General features: G+C 32.5%; 20 protein-coding genes. 9 read left to right on the top strand and 11 right to left on the bottom strand.

Features of this window, described 5'->3' with window-relative positions; genetic code table 11:
- Positions 1-28: 28 nt before the first annotated feature.
- Together IEW41_RS10820 and IEW41_RS10815 are read right to left on the bottom strand one after the other, a co-directional pair.
- Positions 29-2,104: a M16 family metallopeptidase gene (locus tag IEW41_RS10820; RefSeq protein ID WP_188606380.1), complete on the bottom strand. Its 2,076-nt coding sequence runs from the start codon at positions 2,102-2,104 to the stop codon at positions 29-31.
- A gap of 19 nt (positions 2,105-2,123) precedes the next feature.
- Complete coding sequence (locus IEW41_RS10815; RefSeq protein WP_188606379.1) at positions 2,124-3,443, bottom strand: M16 family metallopeptidase; 1,320 nt, start codon at positions 3,441-3,443, stop codon at positions 2,124-2,126.
- A gap of 197 nt (positions 3,444-3,640) precedes the next feature.
- Between IEW41_RS10815 and IEW41_RS10810 the strand changes: the two genes are divergently transcribed.
- From IEW41_RS10810 to rpmA, 3 genes are all read left to right on the top strand, one after another.
- Positions 3,641-4,096 carry a DUF4199 domain-containing protein gene (locus tag IEW41_RS10810; RefSeq protein WP_188606378.1) on the top strand — a complete coding sequence of 152 codons (456 nt, stop codon included), beginning with the start codon at positions 3,641-3,643 and terminating at the stop codon, positions 4,094-4,096.
- A 77-nt stretch (positions 4,097-4,173) separates the two neighbouring features.
- The gene (rplU, locus tag IEW41_RS10805) at positions 4,174-4,872 is read left to right on the top strand and encodes a 50S ribosomal protein L21 (protein WP_188606377.1); all 699 of its coding nucleotides are present in this window, start codon (positions 4,174-4,176) and stop codon (positions 4,870-4,872) included.
- A gap of 41 nt (positions 4,873-4,913) precedes the next feature.
- Positions 4,914-5,174, top strand: a complete 261-nt coding sequence (gene rpmA, locus IEW41_RS10800; RefSeq protein ID WP_188606376.1) for a 50S ribosomal protein L27 — start codon at positions 4,914-4,916, stop codon at positions 5,172-5,174.
- A 58-nt stretch (positions 5,175-5,232) separates the two neighbouring features.
- Here the strand turns inward: rpmA and IEW41_RS10795 are convergent, their stop codons facing one another.
- From IEW41_RS10795 to IEW41_RS10770, 6 genes are all read right to left on the bottom strand, one after another.
- Positions 5,233-7,002 carry a MutS-related protein gene (locus IEW41_RS10795; RefSeq protein ID WP_188606375.1) on the bottom strand — a complete coding sequence of 590 codons (1,770 nt, stop codon included), beginning with the start codon at positions 7,000-7,002 and terminating at the stop codon, positions 5,233-5,235.
- A 79-nt stretch (positions 7,003-7,081) separates the two neighbouring features.
- Positions 7,082-7,828, bottom strand: a complete 747-nt coding sequence (locus tag IEW41_RS10790; protein WP_188606374.1) for a succinate dehydrogenase/fumarate reductase iron-sulfur subunit — start codon at positions 7,826-7,828, stop codon at positions 7,082-7,084.
- Between the two features lie 11 nt (positions 7,829-7,839).
- Complete coding sequence (locus IEW41_RS10785; protein ID WP_188606373.1) at positions 7,840-9,852, bottom strand: fumarate reductase/succinate dehydrogenase flavoprotein subunit; 2,013 nt, start codon at positions 9,850-9,852, stop codon at positions 7,840-7,842.
- Positions 9,853-9,865: 13 nt separating this feature from the next.
- Positions 9,866-10,549 (bottom strand): succinate dehydrogenase cytochrome b subunit, encoded by a 684-nt coding sequence (locus tag IEW41_RS10780; RefSeq protein WP_188606372.1) that lies wholly within the window; start codon positions 10,547-10,549, stop codon positions 9,866-9,868.
- 112 nt (positions 10,550-10,661) lie between these two features.
- Complete coding sequence (locus tag IEW41_RS10775; RefSeq protein ID WP_188606371.1) at positions 10,662-11,531, bottom strand: hypothetical protein; 870 nt, start codon at positions 11,529-11,531, stop codon at positions 10,662-10,664.
- 47 nt (positions 11,532-11,578) lie between these two features.
- Positions 11,579-14,422, bottom strand: coding sequence for a WD40/YVTN/BNR-like repeat-containing protein (locus IEW41_RS10770; RefSeq protein WP_188606370.1), 2,844 nt, complete (start codon positions 14,420-14,422; stop codon positions 11,579-11,581).
- Positions 14,423-14,627: 205 nt separating this feature from the next.
- Here IEW41_RS10770 and IEW41_RS10765 point away from each other — a divergent pair, with 205 nt between their 5' ends.
- Positions 14,628-14,930 carry a hypothetical protein gene (locus tag IEW41_RS10765; protein ID WP_188606369.1) on the top strand — a complete coding sequence of 101 codons (303 nt, stop codon included), beginning with the start codon at positions 14,628-14,630 and terminating at the stop codon, positions 14,928-14,930.
- A 76-nt stretch (positions 14,931-15,006) separates the two neighbouring features.
- Here IEW41_RS10765 and IEW41_RS10760 read toward each other — a convergent pair whose 3' ends face one another.
- Positions 15,007-16,785 carry a T9SS type A sorting domain-containing protein gene (locus IEW41_RS10760; RefSeq protein ID WP_188606368.1) on the bottom strand — a complete coding sequence of 593 codons (1,779 nt, stop codon included), beginning with the start codon at positions 16,783-16,785 and terminating at the stop codon, positions 15,007-15,009.
- A gap of 109 nt (positions 16,786-16,894) precedes the next feature.
- Between IEW41_RS10760 and IEW41_RS10755 the strand changes: the two genes are divergently transcribed.
- Positions 16,895-18,187 (top strand): aminopeptidase P family protein, encoded by a 1,293-nt coding sequence (locus tag IEW41_RS10755; protein ID WP_188606367.1) that lies wholly within the window; start codon positions 16,895-16,897, stop codon positions 18,185-18,187.
- 40 nt (positions 18,188-18,227) lie between these two features.
- Here the strand turns inward: IEW41_RS10755 and brnQ are convergent, their stop codons facing one another.
- Positions 18,228-19,502, bottom strand: coding sequence for a branched-chain amino acid transport system II carrier protein (gene brnQ, locus IEW41_RS10750; protein ID WP_188606366.1), 1,275 nt, complete (start codon positions 19,500-19,502; stop codon positions 18,228-18,230).
- 58 nt (positions 19,503-19,560) lie between these two features.
- Here brnQ and IEW41_RS10745 point away from each other — a divergent pair, with 58 nt between their 5' ends.
- From IEW41_RS10745 to IEW41_RS10735, 3 genes are all read left to right on the top strand, one after another.
- Positions 19,561-20,337, top strand: coding sequence for an alpha/beta fold hydrolase (locus IEW41_RS10745; protein WP_188606365.1), 777 nt, complete (start codon positions 19,561-19,563; stop codon positions 20,335-20,337).
- A 61-nt stretch (positions 20,338-20,398) separates the two neighbouring features.
- Entirely contained in the window at positions 20,399-20,662 is a 264-nt protein-coding gene (locus IEW41_RS10740) for a DUF1660 family phage protein (protein WP_188606364.1), read from the top strand.
- A 75-nt stretch (positions 20,663-20,737) separates the two neighbouring features.
- A complete protein-coding gene (locus IEW41_RS10735) occupies positions 20,738-20,968 on the top strand; it encodes a DUF1660 family phage protein (RefSeq protein ID WP_229660215.1) in 231 nt (76 codons plus the stop codon).
- On the opposite strand, the gene thiL is transcribed toward IEW41_RS10735, so the two are convergent.
- The gene (thiL, locus tag IEW41_RS10730; RefSeq protein WP_188606363.1) at positions 20,958-22,004 is read right to left on the bottom strand and encodes a thiamine-phosphate kinase; all 1,047 of its coding nucleotides are present in this window, start codon (positions 22,002-22,004) and stop codon (positions 20,958-20,960) included. The two genes, IEW41_RS10735 and thiL, sit on opposite strands and share 11 nt — an antisense overlap.
- Positions 22,005-22,155: 151 nt before the next feature.
- Here thiL and IEW41_RS10725 point away from each other — a divergent pair, with 151 nt between their 5' ends.
- A complete protein-coding gene (locus tag IEW41_RS10725) occupies positions 22,156-22,395 on the top strand; it encodes a hypothetical protein (RefSeq protein WP_188606362.1) in 240 nt (79 codons plus the stop codon).
- Positions 22,396-22,483: the final 88 nt, after the last annotated feature.

The raw sequence follows: 22,483 nt of genomic DNA, 5'->3' as shown, positions 1-22,483 counted from the left end.
TTTTTAATAAAATAATAATCACTAATTATTATTTAAAATCTGCTTCTGTAACACCTTCGTTTACTTTCACATTTGTAATATTCATATTTATTACTTGAGGGCCAGCTTTTATAGATTGGCTATAAGGAAATTTAATTTCGTTTACTGGAGAATAGTTTCCGTAATCTACAGTTGTAGTTACAGATTGACCAGCAGCCTCAGTTGTGCTTTCTACCCTTGTTAAAAGACCAGTTTTAGCATCATAATATCTAAAAGACTCTTTGTCTCCCTCAACAACTTTAAGTTTATAAACATCATTACCATCAATAGTAGTCATGCTTTCTAAACTAACAGCAGAGGCATCAAAATATAATTCTGGGAATAAAGAGTTTTCAGCTTTTTTATCGGCTAATTCTTCTTCAGATAAGTCTTTACGCATACCTTGTTGCTCCATATAACCTGCAGCACCATCAAACTTTTGTTTCATAAGCACACCCATACCTTCGGCAGACATTTCCATTGATTCTTTATTAGGAGTCATAATTTTCATATCAGCTTTTAAAGGAATTGGAACACCTTCAATTTTAACATCAGCCACACTATGCACTGTTTTTACAGTTTTAGCCTTATCCTTTCCGCCTATAGCAGTAAAGTAACCATCTAGCACTGTTTGTGCTGTTACACCATTAGGAATAGGTTTAGAAAATACTGGCTTATCTATTGGATTTGCGTAAGTGTCAAAATACTTAATTGGAATTCCAGTTTTTTCAAGGTTTTCTAAAACTTCACTTCCTTTACCAACAATAATAATTCTTGCATTTTCAGACTTAAAGTATTTATTAGCAACACGCATAACATCTTCTGCAGTTACTGCATTTATTTTTTGAAGATAAGTAGTGTAAAAGTCGCTAGGTAAATTATTTAGTTTAATATTTAATGCATAACGAGCAATAGTTTGTGGACGCTCTAAAGCTAATACAAAGTCACCAACATATTTAGCTTTAGCATTTTTAAGTGCAGTTGCATCTACAGGCTCAGTTTTTATGCGGTTAATTTCTTTTAAAGATTCAACAACAGAGCTATCTGTTACCATGTTTCTAACTGCTGTAGTTGCAGAAAAAGTACCAACATATTTATCTGCATCAATTCCAGAACGTGCTCCATAAGTATAACCATGGGCTTCACGTAAATTCATATTTAGGTAGCTATTAAATCCACCACCTAAAATTTTATTAGCAATTAATACAGCATGGTAATCTGGATCGTTCATTTTTAAATCAATGTTATTTGTAACATTAATATTAGACTGAACAGCATTTGGCATATCAACAAAATTGATTTGAGTGTATTGCTCATTTGCTTTAGCTTGAGGAACATTTGACTGTACATCAACAGATTTTTCCCATTTGCTAAAACGATTTTCAATTTCTTTTTTGATAGACTTAAACTCAACATCTCCAACAACAACTAAATAGGCGTTATTAGGGTTGAAATACTTTTCGTAGTAAGCTAAAACATCAGCAAAAGTTACATTATTAACAGTAGCTTCAGTTACAAACTCACCATAAGGATGGTTTGTGCCATAAGATAAAGCTCCACCTACACGACTAGCAATAGCATCAACACTTTTCTCATTAGATTTTAAGCTTTCAATTAACTTTGTTTTTTCTTTATTGAATTCTTCTTCTACAAGTAATGGATTAATGCCAGCATCTGCCATTAATTCTAAAATTCTACTTGTATATTTAGATAATCCACTAGCAAAACCACTAGTAGCACCAAAAGAAACATTAGCACCTAAAAAATCTACTTCATTATTAAAGTCGTCTTTAGAAATGTTAGTAGTACCATTTCCAAGCATAGCACCTAGTAAACTAGAAACACCAGCTTTATCTCCATCTAAAACAGGTTTATTATCTATAGTAAGACTGAAAGATACTCGAGGTAATTTATGGTTTTCAACAACAAGAACTTTTAAGCCATTTTTCAATGTAAACTCTTGAGGAGTTTTTAAATCAATTTTTGGAGCAGGTCCTGGTTCAGGTTGTTTAGAACGGTCAATTTGTGCATGAGCACCAAAGACCATAAAACACACCATAAATAACGCAGCTATGTTCGTTTTCATATTATATATCGTTTTCATATTATTGGTCATCTTTTTTTGGTAAATAGTCTAAAATTAATCGTTGATTAGGATTCAAGTATTTTTTAGCAACAGCTTGAATGTCTTCTCTTGTTATGTTTCTGTAAATGTCAATTTCATTATTTATTAGATTAACATCACCATATAACATATAGTAAGTTGCCAGTGAACCAGCAATACCTTCTATACTAGAATTTGAATTAACAAATTGACTTTCAAATTGATTTTGAAGTTTTTGAAAATCTTTTTCAGAAATTAAATCTGTTTGAATTTTAGCAACTTCTTCATCCATTTCGGCTATTAAAGTTTCTAAAGACACATCACCTAGTGGTAAAGCAAATAATGCATAGATACCATAATCTTCCTGACTAATATTTACGGCTTGTACAGCAAGAGCTTGTTTTTGCTCATCAACTAGTTTTTTGTACAATACTGAACTTTTTCCACCACTTAAATAACTAGAAATCATGTTTAATACATAAGAGTCTCTTTCTTTATAAGATGGTGTTCTGTATGAAGCTATAACTGCAGGAATTTGAATATTAGGATCGTAAGCTGTAGCCTTCATGGTTTCAGTTATTGGAGTTTCTCTAGGCAAATCTCTTGTAACTTCAGCTCCTCTTGGGATAGGCCCAAAATATGCTTTAATCATTTTTTTAACTTCAGCTTTATTAATATCACCAGCAACAACTAAAACAGCATTGTTAGGCACATAAAACTTTTTATTAAAGGCTTGAAACTCTTCTAGAGTTGCAGCATCTAAATGATCCATAGAGCCAATAGTTGCCCAACGGTAAGGGTGTTTAAAAAAGATGTTCTTTTTTATTTCAGCTAAAATATTTCCATAAGGAGAATTATCAACTCTTAAACGCTTTTCCTCTTTTACTACTTCATTTTGTGTGTCAACACCTATTTGGTTGATGATAGGATGCATTAATCGCTCAGACTCCATCCAAAGACCAAGTTCTACACTGTTTGAAGGGAATACTTCATAATAATACGTTCTGTCGTCTGTAGTGTTTGCGTTGTTACTTCCTCCATTAGAACTTACGATATCAAACCATTTACCACGTTCTATATTTTGTGTTCCTTCAAATAAAAGGTGTTCAAAAAAGTGAGCAAAACCAGTTCTTTCAGGATTTTCATCTTTAGCACCAACATGGTACATAACTGAAGTGATTACAACTGGAGCAGTATTATCTTGATGTAGTATGACATGCATACCATTATCTAAATCATACTCTTCAAATTCAACTTTTTGAGCATTGGCTATTAAACCAACAAACATCAAAGAAGCTAAAGAAAATAAGCATTTTTTCATTGTGAGTTTGTTTTTAAAAATTAGTGATTATTTAATATAGGTCTTTAAAGGCCTTAATTTGTTACAGTATTTCTACAAAAATAATAATTTGAAAGCCATTTCTTTCCTTTTCATTTAAAATTTAGTTGCTAAATATTATATAAATACACAAATTTTCACGAAATTTATTACAGAATTGATTTTCAAAAACTTGTATTATGAATAAATCTTTTTCTGTTGCTTTAAAATATGGGCTTTTTATCACTACATCTTTAATTGCCTATTTCTTAATTTTAAGATTATTTGATTTACACCAAAATCCTTGGCTAAGACTATTAAACGGAGTTTTTATGGCTGCGGGAATTTACTATGCTATAAAATATTATAAGCTTTCTGTGAATAAAGATTTCACTTATGTTGACGGCTTTAAAACTGGTTTAATTACTGGGTTTGTTGCCACGATTTTGTTTACAGCATTTATGGCTGTTTACCTATTTCATTTAGACCCAGAATTTTCAAAAAAACTCTTATCAGACTGGTTTTCTAATTATGAAGAAGGGACAGGAATTTTAATTTTCATTATTCTTATAGAAGGATTAGCATCAACAGTGATTCTAACACTAACATTCATGCAGATTTTTAAAAAAAGTCATAATAATCTTCAAAATCCATAAAACGTTTGTAGTTTAATAATTTAGGTGTATATTTGCACTCATTTTTTAATAAAATAAACTAATTTAAACGTAACGCTATGTACGCAATTGTAGAGATAGCAGGGCAACAATTCAAAGTTGAAAAAGACCAAAAAGTGTTTGTTCACCGTTTATCAACAGAAGAAGGAAAGAAAGTATCTTTCGATAATGTTCTTCTAATTGGTGATGGTAACAATATTACTGTAGGCGCCCCAGCTATAGACGGAGCTCAAGTAGGAGCAAAAGTCTTAAGTCACCTTAAAGGTGATAAAGTTATCGTTTTCAAAAAGAAAAGACGTAAAGGTTACCGTGTTAAAAACGGACACCGTCAATCTCTTACTGAAATCGTAATTGAAAGTATTGTAGCTTCAGGAGCTACAAAGGCTCCAAAAACTGAAAAAGCTAAACCAGCTAAAGCTGAAAAAGCGGCTCCAGTAAAAGAAGCAAAAAAAGAAGTTAAAGTAGAGGCTAAAAAAGCGGCTCCTAAAAAATCAACTGCAAAAGCAGACGATTTAAAAAAGATTGAAGGCGCAGGACCAAAAGCTGCTGAAGCATTAGTTGCTGCAGGTGTTGATACATTTGCTAAACTAGCTGCTATGAAGCCAGAGGCAATTAGCACTATTTTGACAGATGCTAGTCCAAGATTAGCACATTTAGTAACTGACACTTGGCCAAAACAAGCTAAATTAGCTGCCGCTGGTAAGTGGGATGAGTTAAAAGAATTACAAGACAAATTAGATGGTGGAGTAGAAAAGTAATTTTCTATCCATTAAGTTTAACAATATAAAACCTTAAGACAATGGCTCATAAAAAAGGAGTTGGTAGTTCTAAAAACGGTAGAGAATCGGAATCGAAACGCTTAGGTGTTAAGATTTTTGGTGGACAAGCTGCTATTGCTGGAAATATCATCGTAAGACAAAGAGGAAATACACATCATCCAGGTGAGAATGTATATTCTTCTAAAGACCATACTTTGCACGCGCAAGTAGATGGTCTTGTAAAATTTGAAAAGAAAAAAGACAACAAGTCTTATGTGTCAATTGAACCGTTTACGGTTTAAGGATTACAATCTTTAAAATAATTAAAAACCCTTTCTGGAAATAGAGAGGGTTTTTTCTTTATACTATCTCCATCTTTTTTAACAAAAAACTCGCATTCATATTCTTGCAAACACCAGCTTTAAAGGTATAGTCAAAATGCAGTTCGTCATTGATGATTTCTGCATCGAAATAGTAGTTTTTTACTTCTTCTAGTTCTTTTTCGATTTCACACAAACTCAAATCGTGCGTAGCAATAATGCCAGTTGCTTTAGAAGCTACTAATTTTTCTACAAACTTTCGTGAGCCAATAGCTTTGTCTGTGCTGTTAGTGCCTTTTAGTATTTCATCTAGTATAATAAAATAGGGCTCTTTTTGTATAGCGTCTACTATGAATTTTAAACGTGTTAATTCCGAAAAGAAGTATGAACTGTCATCAGTGAGTGAATCGCTTGTACGCATACTTGTAATGAGTTTTACAGGATTGTATTCGCTTGATGACGCACAAACAGGGAGGCCAACATTTGCCATTACTATATGAAGTGACACAGTTCTTAAAAAAGTACTTTTCCCAGCCATATTTGCACCAGTTACTATAAAGAATTGTTCGTTTTCTATAAGTAAGTCGTTATCGATACGTTTTTCAGTTTTTAATAAAGGATGCCCTAATTTTTTGGCATTGATTGTGGCTTTGTCTTTTGTAATATTTGGATAGACATATTGTGGATGATTAAAGGCGTAGTTACCTAAACTGTTATAGGCATCAAAAAAGGAAACTACTTCAAACCAATCGCTTACTTTGTTATGATGCTTAGATATCCATTGCTCAATATGGTATGAGTTTTTAATATCGGTAAGCATAAACCCATTTCCAAAAATAGCAGAAATGAAATTGTTACGATTATCTAATGCATCTAGATGTTTTGAAAATTCGGCAAAAATTACTGATGCTTTTTTGTTTTCAGACTGAATTTGTTGTTGCTTTTGTTTTAGTAATTCTGAAGCAAACGATTCGTTTTCAATTTGATTTAAAAGGAAGGAGTATTGTTTAAAAGTATCTTTTAATTTGTCTGTGTTTGATGCTAGAATATTTATTCTTTTTAAATAAAACCCAACAATAGCTAATCCAAAAAGCAACCAAAAAAAAGCAGCATATGCGTCTAGTTGTTTTAAAAAAGCCATTACAATTAATGTTAAAGAAATCAAGCTAAAAACTAAAGGAAACCAACGCATTGGTTTTGTTATAAAAGGTTTGTAAACATTAAGCCAATTAATAATTTTTTTGGCTTCGGTTTCTACTTTTATTAAGCTAGCTGTTGCTAAATATAATTGTCGCCATTCAGGTTTAGAAGCTAATTCTTTTATAGCGTCTTGGCGTAGTTTGATGCTTTCAATATTATTTGCTGTTAACTCATCAGCCAATTTTTTTGTGCCTTCATTTATTGAAGTTCTGTTTATGAATTGAAAAAAGGAACCTCGCCCAAATAAATCGATATCTAAACTATAAAAATGAGTTGGATTTTGATACTCTAAACCTTGTGGTCTGCTATGAAAATCTCCTGAGGCAATCTTAAGCTCCTCTTCATTAATAGTGACTAACTTTTTATGCAACTCACGTTTTGCTTTAATGTCGGTATATTTTGTAAGCAAGAGCACAAAAATAGCAATGCCTAAAACTCCTATAACTGAAGCAACTTGCCATTGCTTATAAAACAGATAGATTCCCAAACAAGTGGCTAAAAACACTAAAATTCGGAATGTGCTAAATGCAGTCATTTTTTTATAGAGTTTGGCTGCGATTTGCTGGTGTATCTCTTTTTGGTTTATATAATATGATGTTGGGTTATTCATTTTAGTTATAATTGAAGTATAAAGAAACAAAAAATCCCAAGTGATTACTTGGGATTTATAATTTTATTATAGGAATTTATTATCCTTTTAAGCTTGCACTTAAATATTCACGATTCATACGTGCTATATTTTCTAAAGAAATTCCTTTAGGGCATTCTACTTCACAAGCTCCTGTATTGGTACAGTTACCAAAACCTTCTTCATCCATTTGTTTAACCATGTTTAATACACGATCAGTAGCTTCTACTTTTCCTTGAGGCAATAAAGCAAATTGTGATACTTTTGCTCCTACAAATAACATAGCTGAAGAATTTTTACAACTTGCCACACAAGCTCCACAACCAATACAAGTGGCAGCTTCAAAAGCATTGTCAGCATCATGCTTATTCACAGGAATTGCATTTGCATCGATAGTATTTCCAGACGTATTTACAGAAATAAACCCACCAGCATGTTGAATTCTATCAAAAGAACTTCTATCAACAATTAAATCTTTAATAACAGGAAATGCAGTTGCTCTAAATGGTTCGATAAATATAGTATCACCATCTTTAAACATACGCATATGTAACTGACAAGTTGTTACGCCTCTATCTGGTCCATGAGCTTCTCCATTAATATATAATGAACACATACCGCAAATTCCTTCACGACAATCATGGTCAAAAGCAATAGGGTCTTCACCTTTGTTTATTAGCTGTTCGTTTAAAACATCTAGCATTTCAAGGAAAGACATATCTGGAGATACATCATTGATTTTGTAATCAACAAGTTTTCCTTTATCGTTTGCGTTTTTTTGACGCCATATTTTTAACGTTAAATTCATAGCTTTCCTAATTATTTATAACTTCTTTGTTTTAATTCTATATCGACGAATTCTAATTCTTCTTTATGCAACACAGCGTCACTTGGTTCACCTTTGTATTCCCAGGCTGCAACAAATGCAAAGTTATCGTCATCACGTTTTGCTTCACCTTTTTGTTCGCCATCCAATTCAACAGATTCTTCTCTAAAGTGTCCTCCACAAGATTCTTCTCGCATTAAGGCGTCTTTAGCAAACAATTCTCCTAACTCTAAGAAGTCAGCTACACGACCAGCTTTAGCAAGTTCTTCATTGTATTCTTCATTAGTTCCAGGAACTTTAACATCTTTCCAAAATTCTTCACGAAGTGCTTTTATTTCTGAAATTGCTTCTTTTAAACCTTTAGCATTACGAGACATTCCTACTTTATCCCACATTATTTTTCCTAATTTCTTATGGAAATGGTCAACAGAGTGTGTACCGTTATTGTTGATTAAATGATTGATACGATCTCTTACATTTTTCTCAGCTTCATCAAATTCTGGACTTGCTGTTGAAATTTTCCCTGTTCTAATATCATGAGATAAGTAATCACCAATAGTATAAGGTAATACAAAATAACCATCTGCTAAACCTTGCATTAAAGCCGAAGCTCCAAGACGATTTGCACCATGATCTGAGAAATTAGCTTCACCAATGCAATACAAACCAGGAACAGTTGTCATTAAGTTGTAATCTACCCAAATACCACCCATTGTATAGTGTACTGCAGGATAAATCATCATTGGTGTATTGTATGGATCTTGATCGACAATCTTCTCATACATTTGGAATAAGTTTCCATATTTGTTTTTAACAACTTCTTGCCCTAATTTTTTAACTAAAGCAGCATCGTTTACATCTAAATGTCTAATGATTGCTTGTTCTTTTCCGTAACGTTGAATAGCAGAAGCAAAATCCAAAAACACAGCTTCACCAGTTGCATTTACTCCAAAACCAGCATCGCAACGCTCTTTTGCGGCACGAGAAGCTACATCACGAGGTACTAAATTTCCGAAAGCCGGATAACGACGCTCTAAATAGTAATCTCTATCTTCTTCAGCGATATCTTTTGGTTTTAGTGTTTTATTTCTGATTGCTAAAACATCTTCCATTTTTTTAGGCACCCAAATACGACCATCATTACGCAAAGATTCAGACATCAAAGTTAATTTAGATTGATGATCTCCTGAAACTGGAATACATGTTGGGTGAATTTGTGTGTAACATGGGTTTGCAAAATATGCACCACGTTTGTGTGCTTTCCAGGCTGCTGTTACATTACTTCCCATCGCGTTTGTTGATAAGAAGAATACGTTACCATAACCACCAGTTCCAAGAACAACTGCGTGTGCAGAATGACGTTCGATTTCACCAGTAATTAAGTTACGTGTTATAATTCCACGAGCTTTCCCATTTACTACAACAATGTCTAACATTTCGTGACGGTTGTACATTTTTATTTTACCACGACCAATTTGACGGTTCATAGCAGAATAAGCTCCTAATAATAATTGTTGTCCTGTTTGTCCAGCAGCATAAAATGTTCTTGAAACAAGAACACCACCAAACGAACGATTATCTAATAATCCACCATATTCACGAGCAAAAGGAACACCTTGAGCAACGCATTGGTCAATAATATTTGCTGATACTTCTGCAAGACGATATACGTTAGCTTCACGCGAACGATAATCACCACCTTTTACAGTATCGTAAAATAATCTGTAAGTTGAATCGCCATCGCCTTGGTAGTTTTTTGCTGCGTTAATTCCTCCTTGAGCCGCAATAGAGTGCGCACGTCTTGGAGAATCCTGGAAGCAAAAAGCTTTAACGTTATAACCTAATTCGGCTAACGTTGCTGCTGCAGAACCACCTGCTAATCCTGTACCTACTATGATAACATCTATGTTACGTTTGTTGGCAGGATTTACTAAATCGATGTGATTTTTATAATTAGTCCATTTGTCTGCAATTGGACCTTTTGGTATTTTAGAATCTAAAGCCATAGTGTATTAAGTCTTAAGAAATATGATTGAAATGGTGATATAACGCAATGATTACAAACCCTAGCGGAATTAAAATAGCGTAAGCTTTTCCAAAGCCTTTCAACCCTTTTGTATATTTATTGTTAGCTCCAACCGACTGAAAAGCCGAGTTGAAACCATGTAATAAGTGTAATGCTAAAAAGACGAATGCGATACAGTATAAGGCTACTCGCCAAATATCAACAAACTTATGTTGTAATTCTTCATAATACCTGTAACCACTGCCATCAGCTAATAATCCAGACATATCACCTTCAATAAATTTAGTATTGATTTCTGGAAACCAAAAATCATAAAAATGAAGCCCCATAAATGCCAAAATAGCTAATCCGCTATAAATCATGTTGCGACTCATCCAAGAAGAATTTGCAGCTCCATTATTTTTAGCATAAGAAACTTGGCGTGCTTTTTTGTTTTTTAGTTCTAATACAAATCCCATAACAAAATGGAATATTACACCAAATAATAAAACAGGTTGCAATACATATTGAATTAATGGGTTTGTTCCCATAAAGTGGGAAATTTCATTAAACGTATCAGCACTAAACACTGAAGTTACGTTAATGGCAAAATGTTGTAATAAGAAAAACATTAGGAAGAATGCTGAAAGCGCCATGGCAAACTTTCTTCCAATTGACGAATTTAAAATTCCGCTCATTATTTTGAAGTTAGTTTTATATTACACAAAGATACACTTCAAACGTTTGAAAGCCAAAAAATACATTTAATTATGAGTATTTAGAATCATTTTAATTAATTGACAAGGCTATTTAATTTTCAACAATAGGAATTAAACCTCGAAGACCCATATCAACAACCTGTTCTCCAGCTGTTGGCTCGTATTTTCCATCAAAATTAACTTCAGTCCATTCAAAACTGTTATTTATTGAAAATGAAAGCGTTACAACAACATCTTGAGTTTCGTTACCTGTTACTGTTAATCCGTTTGCAAACGGCCCTGTTACGACACAAGAACCTTGCGGAATAGGAGATGAATTAAACAATGGGTTAGGAACGGTTGTGGCTCCTTCGGGAGCTTGGCCTTGTGATGCAAATCCTAATGCTTCAAATGCCCAGAAGCCTTGCAGTCGGTTAGCATTGACATTAAAAGAGCTTCCATTAAGGTTAAAACTTGTGATATAGGTATTGTAACCCACAAAACTTGCTAAAGTACCAGAATAGTCGTTACCATTTGCAGCTTTAAAAGTTATATCACCTTCTTGATAAGCCAATGACACACGAACCCAATCGTAATTGCCATTAGAAACTTCACTTAAGGGAATGCTTAAAAAAACCTCATCGTTACCCGCAAACGTAGCGCTTTGAAAATTTATAGCATTGTTTCCTCCAGAAGTGGTTTCTGGTCCAGTAAAAATAATTTCACCTTGACCCAATAGTGTGGTTGGAGAAGGAGCAAATTCAATATAGTTGGCACTCATGCGTCTTATAGTTGGTGATTGAGCGGCATTTCCCGCAGGAATAGTTGATGGTTGTCCTAGATTGTTCAACCTGGCTTGAGTAGGATCAAATTTTAGCTTGATAATTAATTGTGGTTCAGCTGGTGTAGTATCATCTGCGTCACTTGCACAAGATGATACTGTAACAACACAAACTATGAGTAAAAGATTTAGGATTTTCATGAGTTTAGAGTTTTGTTATATAACTATAAAAGCCTTAAAAAAGTATATTATTTGATTTCAAGTTTTGTTTTTTGGTCATCAATTTGAATTGTGTAAACGCCTTTTGGCAAGTAGTATGTTCCATTATCTGCTTTATTGATTTCCACACTTGAGTTTTCTTTTAACAAAGCTTTTCTTCCAGCTTCAGTTATAGACAAATCGTAGTCTGCACTATTAAATCCTTTATCTGCATTAACTTTAATTTCATTTAATTCAGAATTTTTATCAGATAAAATCTTGATGGTTTTAGAACCTGAACTATTTGTGTAAAATGAAATAGAAGTAGAAGGCGTAAATGGTTTTGACCAACTTCCAAACGAGCTTCCCCAACGACTAGAATAACGAATATTTTCAGCATTAAAGAGCACAACAGATTGGTTCATTTTAGAAGCATTCATTTGTTGTAGGTTTTCTATATTAGTTTTGTAAATGCTTCTTCCGTGAGTTCCTAATAGCAAGTCGTTTGCGTTTGTTTGAATTACTATATCATGAACAGCTACATTTGGCAAGCCTTTACTAAATGCTTCCCAGGAGTTTCCTCTATCAAATGAGACATAAGCACCATTATCTGTTCCAACAAATAATAAATTTTCATTTTTAGAATCTTCTCTAATAACATTTACTGGTGATGCAGGAATGTTACTGCTAATACTCTTCCAAGTTTGGCCATAGTCATCACTAACAAATAAGTACACCGAAAAATCATCCCAACGATAACCGTTAAGAGCAACATAAACTCGTTCTTTTTTGTGTTGTGAAGCAATGACTCTGCTAACCCAAAGGTCTTTAGGTAATGCTGAGGATATATTTGTCCAGCTTCCTCCAGCATTTTTAGTCACATATACTAAACCATCATCACTTCCTGTATAAATTAATCCAAACTGAAAAGGTGATTCGCTAATAGATGTTAGTGTTCCGTACGCAACATTTCCTTTTTTTCCGCCATTAGTAAGGTCATCACTTATAGCTGTAAAATCGGTACCTTGATTCATAGAGCGCATTAGTTTATTACCTCCTAAATACAAGATATCTTGATTGTGAGGTGATAATAATATAGGTGTTTGCCAGTTAAAACGATAAGGGTTTTCGCCTAATTCGTGTTTGGGTTGTATGTAAGTTTGCTCATCTTTTTCTCTATTAATTCTGAAGTAATTACCAAACTGAAAACCTGTGTAAACAATATTAGAGTTTCTACTATCAATTTGTATTTGCATACCATCGCCACCCATAATACTTTCCCAAGGGTATTGACCACTTGCGTGCCATCTTACATCTTGTCTTGCGTTATTAGCACCAACCCAAACGCCATTATCTTGAAGGCCTCCATAAACATTGTAAGGTTTTTCGTTATCAACATTTATAGCATAAAATTGACCAACAGATGGCGAGTTGTTTTTTATCCAGTTTTCACCATCATCATAAGTAATGTTGACACCACCATCATTTCCATTAATTAAATGATTTGGGTTTTTAGGATTAATCCAAAGGGCATGATGATCGGCATGGACATTTTCTGCATCAATTGAAGTAAATGTTTTTCCTCCATCTTTTGATTTTAAAATAGGAACTCCATACACATAAATATTGTCTTGATTATTAGGTGCTACATAAATATGGCCAAAATAATAACCATAGCTATAATACAAATCGTCTAGATAATCCTTGTGAGTTTTAGACCAAGTTTTTCCTCCATCGGTACTTTTATAAATTTCAGCACCAACAACAGGAGTGTCAAATAATAATGAATTTGCATCTTCAAGATATTTAGCAAGGTCAATAGGTTTTACATTGCCGCTTCTTACCATTTGCTTAACATTATCTGCACGATATTTTTCTTGAAAACCATTCATTTTTAAATATCCATTTAGCTTTTTATCATCTAAATTTAAAAACGCATCTACAGACATAGTTTTAAAGTCGTCTTTTGTTAGAGCATCAGAATCTTTCTTTTTTGGTTCGTCAGGCCTTCTGAATTGACTATCGTGAATTGCATAAACAGTGTTGTCATCAAAAATTGCAAGTCCAATTCTACCAACGCCATTCCCTATTGGGAAACCACTTTTTTCGGTAGACACTTTAGTCCATGTTTGTCCAGCATCAGTACTTTTGTAAATAGCAGAATTGTTGCCATTTCCATCAAAATTCCAAGCTTTTCTGTCTTTTGTCCAAGACGAAGCAAACATTATATTATAATTATTAGGAGCATGTTGAAGGTCAATAATTCCACTCATATCATCAACAAACAGTGTTTGACTCCATGTTTTTCCTCCATCAGTAGTTTTATAAATGCCTCGCTCTTTATTAGCAGAATATAAATGGCCAGTTACTCCAACTGTTACTTCGTTAGGATTGTTAGGATTGATTAGAATACGACCAATATGGTGTGAATCTTTCAAGCCAACATTCTGCCAAGTCTTCCCGTTATCAGTAGATTTTAGGATCCCAATTCCAGCATAACTTGAACGCGATGAATTGTTTTCACCTGTACCAACCCAAATAGTTTTGTTTTTCCAATCTACAGCAATATCGCCAACATTTTGTGTGTTAGAATTATCGAGAATTGGTGTAAATGTTGTTCCGTTATTTATGGTGTGCCATAAACCACCTGAAGCGTAAGCTACATAAAATTCGGTTGGGTTTTCAGGATTTACTGCTAAATCTGTTACACGACCACTCATTACTGTTGGACCAATATTGCTGAAAGCTATGTTTTTTACTAGCGAATTTTGCATTAATGCTTCTTTTTGTTGAAGAGCATTTTCAACAGTTGATGAAGATGTAGACGGGTTTTGACTATAGCATGTAAAAGAAGTAATACTTAATGCTAAAACAAAGAATTTTGAAATTTTCATAAAGGTTGGTGTTTTATAGTTTGAAAATTAATGATAAAGACAACACTAACAAAATTTGATTTTAAAGTTTAACAATAACCTTAATAATTCCAATTAATGTTTTAGCTAAAAAATTGCTTAAAATGCAATTTAAATCATATATTTTTAATAAAAATTAAATTATTTAACTATTTTAGTTTTGTATAACCAATTAAAAACTAATAAAATGGAAGAGTATTTACCGTTAATTATCCAACTTGTGAGTGGAGCAGTTGGTGGAAACATTGCTGGCTCATTTATGAAAAATCTATCTATGGGAACTGTTTTGAATTCTATTGTAGGGATTCTTGGTGGAGGATTAGGTGGACAAATTTTAGGAATGTTAGGTGTTGGTGGCGCTGAAGCTGCTGAAGCATCTACTAGTATGGATTTAACTAGCATACTAGGAAGTGTTGCTGGAGGTGGTGTTGGAGGTGGTGTTTTAATGGCAGTTATTGGAGCTGTAAAAAATGCAATGGGTAAAAAATAATATTATCTCTTTTTTTTGAATTAAAAAAGGCGTTTAACTTTAGTTAAACGCCTTTTTGTTATATACTAAATAAAGTTTATTCAACGACAAATTTCTTTGTTATTGAAGTGTCATTAATATTTAATTTAACAAAATACAATCCTGATTGTAAATTGCTAACATTAATTGATTTAGTTACTCTTGAGTCATTTATTTGCGTAGTAGAAATTAATCTACCTCTTACATCATATATTGTTGCAGAATCAATAATTGCGTAGGTGTTATTTTTTATGTTTAGAATTTGTTGCGCTGGGTTAGGATAAATAAGGATATTATTTTCTAACGTCATATCGTCTACAGATAGAATTGAACAATCAAAATTTGACATTGAAGTAGTACCACAAGGAGCCAAAGTTGTGCTTCTGCTTTGCACATCATTACCCGCTGCAATATCACTAGCATTTAAAACTCTATTATTAGTTCCACCACCTATAGCATAGTGCATTATTTTGTTTGAGTCAATAACATGACCAAGCTGGTGACCATGACCAAGTTCATGAACTGCTACAGTTTCAAAATCTATTTGTGCTCCATTAGCATTTGCAGGACCAAACTGCCAATTTGTTGTATCATCAAAAACGATATCAAGCTCTTCAACAAACCAATCAATACTTGTGTTTCCGTTTGTAAAGCAACCAGAAAATCTACTTGTACAAACTCCTAAAACACCAGCTGATAACTCAGCTCCATTATCAAAACGAATTATATTTACATCATCATTTGCAACTACATCTATAGCAGTAACAGCACCAATCTCCCAATAAATATCAGTTTCACAACGCCAAGTATCAAAAGCTCTCATAAATGATGCATTAGCTGCAGCATTATTATTAAAGTCTGTATGCATTTGCCAGATATAACCACCATTTCCATTTCTATTTATATGTTGTGTAGGATACGCAACATTTGTTCCAGCACTAACAGCATCTGATACCGCATTAATTTCTGAATAATTTATATTTAGAGTTCCAGCTGATGAGAAAATTATAGCTGTTGCTGCAGAATTTATAATTGCGATTGTCCCTGTACCTGCTTGTGATGGGATTTCAACAGTAATTTGAGTGTCATTCCAAGTTAAAATTTGAGTAGCTAATGCTAGAGTATATGTTGATCCACCATCATTAGCATTTGCAAAACCTACATTTTGTTTTGTTGCTCCAAATCCAGAACCATTTATTGTTAAAACAGTTTTTGTTCCTGCAGTTGCATTAGTTGGCGTGAAATTGTTTATAGCAGCAACATTTCTATTGGTATTTGAAGTTGTAATAATTTGTTCAATATCAAAAGTATTAACAGTAGTATAGCTTCTGTTGGTTAATGTTTCAATTTCATTATAAAAATGAGCAATACCATTTTTAATCTTAAAAGGGTTTACAGCTACATTAGTGTAAGTGTTATATTTATAAAAACCTTGAGCTTCACTATAAGGCTTAAATCTCGCATTAGAATTATTTGGTAAATTATTATTATTATTTTCTAATGTAAATATTCCTATATCATTTATTTCTAGTTGTAAACTTGGTGATACAATTTCTGCTTCAAGACCTACAGCGCCTCCTCTAGTAACAATTTCAATTGTTGAAAGAGCTTGCCCTTTAAATACTTTAAAAACCTCTACTGTGTTTATGGTATAAATATTTGAACGATTGTTATCCCAAAATGATTTTTTTGAAATAACTTTACCTTCAATAATTTGTGTTGAAGATTGTACTTGTTGGCTTAAAGAAACTTCATACATCAATTCTTGAGCAATAGATGTATAAAAGAATAAAGCGAAAAAAGGGATTAAAAGACTCTTTAAAGTAATTTTTTTCATAGGTTATGATTTTGAATTTAAATATTGTATTTCGTCGATAAATATAACAATTTAACGACAAACACTTTGTTTAAATAACTATTTCTATAATAAAATAATAATAAACAGTATGAAATATTTACCAATTGACAATAAACTTTTTATAAAGAATCGCAAAAATTTTACAGCCAAAATGAAGCCTAGTAGTTTAGCGGTTTTTAATTCGAATGATATCTATCCAATAAGCGCAGATAGTACTATGCCTTTTGAGCAGCATCGTGATATTTTTTATTTAAGTGGTGTTGACCAAGAAGAAAGTATATTGGTTTTATTTCCAGATTGCCCAAAAGAAAAGCATCGCGAAATTTTGTTTTTAAAAGAAACAAATGAACATATTGCTGTTTGGGAAGGGGAAAAACTGACTAAAGATGCTGCTTTTAAAACATCTGGTATTAAAACAGTGTATTGGCTACAAGACATGGAAAAAGTGATGTTTGAACTTATGACACAATGTGATACAGTTTATATCAATACAAATGAACATTATAGAGCATCTGTTGAAACTGAAACTAGAGAAGATCGGTTTACTAAATGGTTAAAAGACAAGTATCCAGCTCATTCTGTTGCTAAAAGCAATCCTATTTTACAACGCTTACGTTCGGTAAAAGATAAGGTTGAGATTGATTTATTACAACAAGCCTGCAATATCACCGAAAAAGGATTTAGACGCGTTTTAGGTTTTGTTAAGCCAGGTGTTTGGGAATATGAAATTGAGGCCGAATTCATGTATGAGTTTTTGAGAAACCGCTCTAAAAAGTTTGCTTATACACCAATTATTGCTTCAGGAAATAATGCAAATGTATTGCATTATATTGAAAACAATCAGCAGTGTAAAAAAGGCGATTTGATACTTCTTGATGTCGGTGCAGAGTATGCAAATTATTCTAGCGATATGTCTCGAACTATTCCAGTGTCTGGTAAATTTACAAAGCGTCAAAAAGAAGTTTATAATGCAGTTAATAGAGTTAAGAACGAAGCGACAAAACTACTAATTCCAGGAACTGATTGGGCGGAATACCATGTCGAGGTTGGTAAATTAATGACTTCAGAATTGCTAGGTTTAAAACTGCTAGACAAAGCTGATGTGAAAAACGAAAATCCTGATTGGCCAGCATACAAAAAGTACTTCATGCATGGTACGTCACACCACATGGGATTAGATACTCATGATTATGGAATTTTAACAGAGCCAATGCAAGCAAATATGGTATTTACTGTTGAGCCTGGAATTTATATTCCTGCAGAAGGATTTGGTATTCGTTTGGAAGATGATGTTGTAATACAAAAGAAAGGAGAACCTTTTAATTTAATGCGCAACATTCCTATTGAAGCTGATGAAATTGAAGATATAATGAATTCTTAATTTCTTAATAGATATAAAAATAATAGAGCCTGAATTAATTTCAGGCTTCTTTATGCTCTAATAAATTCACTAAAATAAAAGTAACTATAGCAGGTAAAACCCAGCCTAAACTATGTTTAGCTAATGGTATTATATTAATAATGCCTTGAATATTTTCAATAGGAATAATGAATTTTAAAAAGTCTGGAATACTAAATATAAAAGTTACAAGTACAACAGATTTAAATACTAAAGTTGTCCCAAATCGTTCTGGAACTACATTCAAAATTATCAAAACGATAGAAATTGGATAGATAAACATTAAAGCAGGTAGTGCGATATCAATAATAAAACCAACATTATAACTTCCAACAATTATTCCTACAACACAACATATTATAGTTGTTAAAAGATAAGCTTTTTCAGACCCTTTAAATAGTTCTTTAAAAAAATCAGCAGTACTTACAATTATAGCCACAGCAGTAGTGAAGCATGCTAACGAAACAAGAATTCCTAAACTAATAGCACCATAATTACCCAGTGTTTTTGATGCTAAACCTAAAAGAAGGTTTGTTCTTGAAATACCACTATCAAACTCTGAATTATATAACGCTCCTAAAGCTATTAAACCTGCATAAACAATAAACAACCCACACATAGCTATAAAGCCAGATTTAGCAATCATCTTCTTTTTGTCCTCAAATGACATATTTACTTTTGAGTTGTTTATTGAGATTATGACCATGCCTCCCATAAGCATACCAGCTATAGCATCATAGGTTTGATAGCCTTCAAGTAAACCTTCAACAATAGGTGTGCTATAAATGGATGGATTCATTTCAGGGACAGGTGATATTATACCTAACACAATAATTAATATCAATATTGCAACAATTATTGGTGTTAAATATTTTCCTAATATGTTAAGCGCATTATTTCTGTTTATAACAAAAATAAATGCTAAAGCAAAAAAGATACTACTAGTTAAAATTGCGCTGGTTCCAAAAAATGGATGAATAACCATTTCGTGTGTTACTGCTGCGGTTCTAGGACATGGTAAAGCTATTACTATTGGAAACACACACAGAACAAAAAATAAACTAAACAGAGGCGACACTTTATTTCCAAAAGCCAACATTGTTCCTTGTAAGCGAGCATGAGCAAAAAGAGATATTAAAGGTATAATTGTAGCAGAAATAACAAAACCTAAAGTTACTAACCACCAGTCAGGACCTGAATTAAAACCTAATAAAGGAGGTAAAATTAAATTACCAGCACCAAAAAAGCCTGCAAATAAAGCAAAGCCAAAAACAAATGTTTCTTTTGTATTATTCATATTAAGTTTATCAAATTTCTAACAGTAAGATAATATATTTGCCTAATATAGTTTAAATATGATTTTAGAGCATAAAGGGATTAATATTTTTTACACAGATGAAGGTAAAGGAGAGGCTATTGTTTTGTTGCATGGTTTTCTTGAGAACAGTTCTATGTGGCAGTATTTAATTCCTGATTTAGTTGAAAAGAATAGGGTTATTACCGTAGATTTATTAGGTCATGGGCAAACAGGTTGTTTGGGTTATATACATACAATGGAAATGATGGCTGAAGCTGTTAATAAAGTTTTAAGTTTTTTAAAGATTGATAAATCTGTGTTTATAGGCCATTCAATGGGAGGTTATGTAGCGTTGGCTTTTATTGAACTTTATCCAGATAAGGTTAATAAATTATGTTTAATGAATTCAACTGCAATTGCAGATAGTAAAGAAAAGCAACTTAATAGAGATAGGGCAATTTTATCGGTTAAGAGTAATCATAAAACATTTATTAGCATGTCTATTGCTAATTTATTTAGACCAAAAAACAGATTGGTATTTAAGGATGAGATTAAACTAATTAAAGAAGAAGCATTACAGATGCCATTACAAGGGATAATTGCTGCTTTGGAAGGAATGAAAATTAGAAAAAACAGAGAATTAATACTTCAGAATAGAAGCTTAAAAAAAATGATGATTATTGGGAGTAAAGACCCTGTATTAGAATACAATACACTAATAAAACAGACAACAGGAACAGATGTTAAAGTTGTTGAGTTTCCAGATGGACATATGAGTCATATAGAAAACACGAAAGATTTATCTTACAATATAAATCAATTCATCGAAAAATAACACTGTTAAACGTTTTATTTTATTTATTTTATTAGTTTAGAGGCTCTTAACCCAATCGACCATGAAAAAAAACTTTACCAACACAGCCTCAAACAAATTATATTGCAATGTTTTTGGACATCAATATAAAGTTTCAAAATCAGTAACTTCACATGTAAAAGAGTACACTTGTAAATGCTGTAAAAGACAATTAACAACTAATAGTAATGGCAATCTAATTGAGTTAACTCCTAAATACAGAGAGATTAATACTATTCTAGAAGACATTTATGTTAGAAGAATGTCACGTTTAAAGACAAAAACGCTCAGTTCGTCGATATATTAAGCAAAACTAAAAGTGTATAAATTGATTTTCATATATTTAGCTTCCCTCTAAGTAATAATTAATTTAATAGCTAAAGTGAAAAATATTTACTGCTCTGTATTTGGTCATCAATACGTCATCACTAAAAAAATTACATTACATGTTAATGAGTATAAATGCAAGCATTGTAGTGTACAAATGACCACCAATAGTAAAGGCGAGCTAACGCCATTAACTCCAAAATACAAGGAGATTAATTTGGTTTTGCGACACATTCACAATAAAAAAATGGCTAAACAAGAAAACCTTCTTGTGTTTAAGCATTAAGTGAATTCCAACCTTTTGCAATCAATGGTATTAGAGTTTCTGCTCTAGTAACCAGATTCATTCCCTTATTTTTATCAGTAATATAACCAATAACCGTTAAGTTAGGATTTGCCTTAATTTTAGGAAAATCTTCTTGAGAAATTGTCATTAAAAGTTCGTAATCTTCTCCACCATTTAGCGCAATAGTAGTACTGTCAATATTAAATTCTTCACAAGTAGAAATAACTTGAGGGTCTAAAGGAATTTTATTTTCATACAGCTCAACACCTACTTCACTTTGTTTGCATAAATGTATAATTTCTGATGACAGGCCGTCACTAATATCAATCATCGATGTAGGTTTTACCTTCAAATCCTTTAATAGTTTTACAATATCTTTTCGGGCTTCAGGCTTTAATTGGCGCTCAATAATGTAAGTATATAAATCTAAATCTGGCTGGTTGTTTGGGTTAACTTTAAACACTTCTTTTTCTCTCTCTAAAACTTGCAAACCCATATAAGCTGCGCCTAAATCTCCAGAGACCACCAATAAATCATTTGGTTTAGCTCCATTTCTGTAAGTTATGTCTTTTACATCTACATCTCCAATCGCAGTAACAGAAATAATTAAACCTGTTGTTGATGAGGTCGTATCACCACCAACAATATCAACACCATAAATTTCAGATGCCAATTCCATTCCAGCGTATAACTCTTCCAACGCTTCTAAAGGAAACCTATTAGACACAGCAATAGAAACTGTTACCTGAGTTGCATTTGCATTCATAGCATATACATCAGATAAATTTACCATTATAGCTTTGTAACCTAGATGTTTTAAAGGCATGTAGCTCAAATCAAAATGTACTTGCTCTACTAGTAAATCTGTGGTAACAACAATTTTTTTTGATTTAAAATCTAAAACAGCAGCATCATCTCCTATGCCTTTAACTGTAGATTTTTGCTTAATTTTAAAATGCTTGGTAAGATGCTCTATCAAGCCAAATTCACCTAGAGCTTCTAATGATGTTCGTTGTTGATTCTTATCTTCTATCATGCTGCAAAAATAGTCACTTTTTTAAAACTAATTAAGTTAATATGCCATAATAAGTATTCAACGCCAAATGTATTTCGTCGAAAATATTTGCGTTTTAACATGATTTTTAAACAAATTAATTATGTTTGAATCCCCTAAATCTATAATAGCCATGAAATCTAACTCAACCAACGAGCTTACTTGCTCTATTTTTGGACACAACCTGTATCGTTCAAAATCAAAAACACATTCATATACAGAGTTAATTTGTTCTACTTGTAAAGCCAAAGTTGTTACAGACAAACTTGGAAATTTTAATGAAGAATTATATACAAACAAAGAGATTCAATTTATCTTAAGAGAATTATTTTTATTAAAAACTAAAATGTCTCGTGTGCTCTTTTCAGCTTAATCTTTTTTATTAAACAAGTATCTTAAAGCGTTTACTCTTTAGTTAACATTTATATTTTTTATCATTAAAGATTACTATAGAATCATTT

Origin of the sequence: Aquaticitalea lipolytica (genome assembly GCF_014641635.1) — a bacterium.
GTDB classification, from domain to species: domain Bacteria; phylum Bacteroidota; class Bacteroidia; order Flavobacteriales; family Flavobacteriaceae; genus Aquaticitalea; species Aquaticitalea lipolytica.
This window is presented reverse-complemented; position numbering and strand designations above follow the sequence as displayed.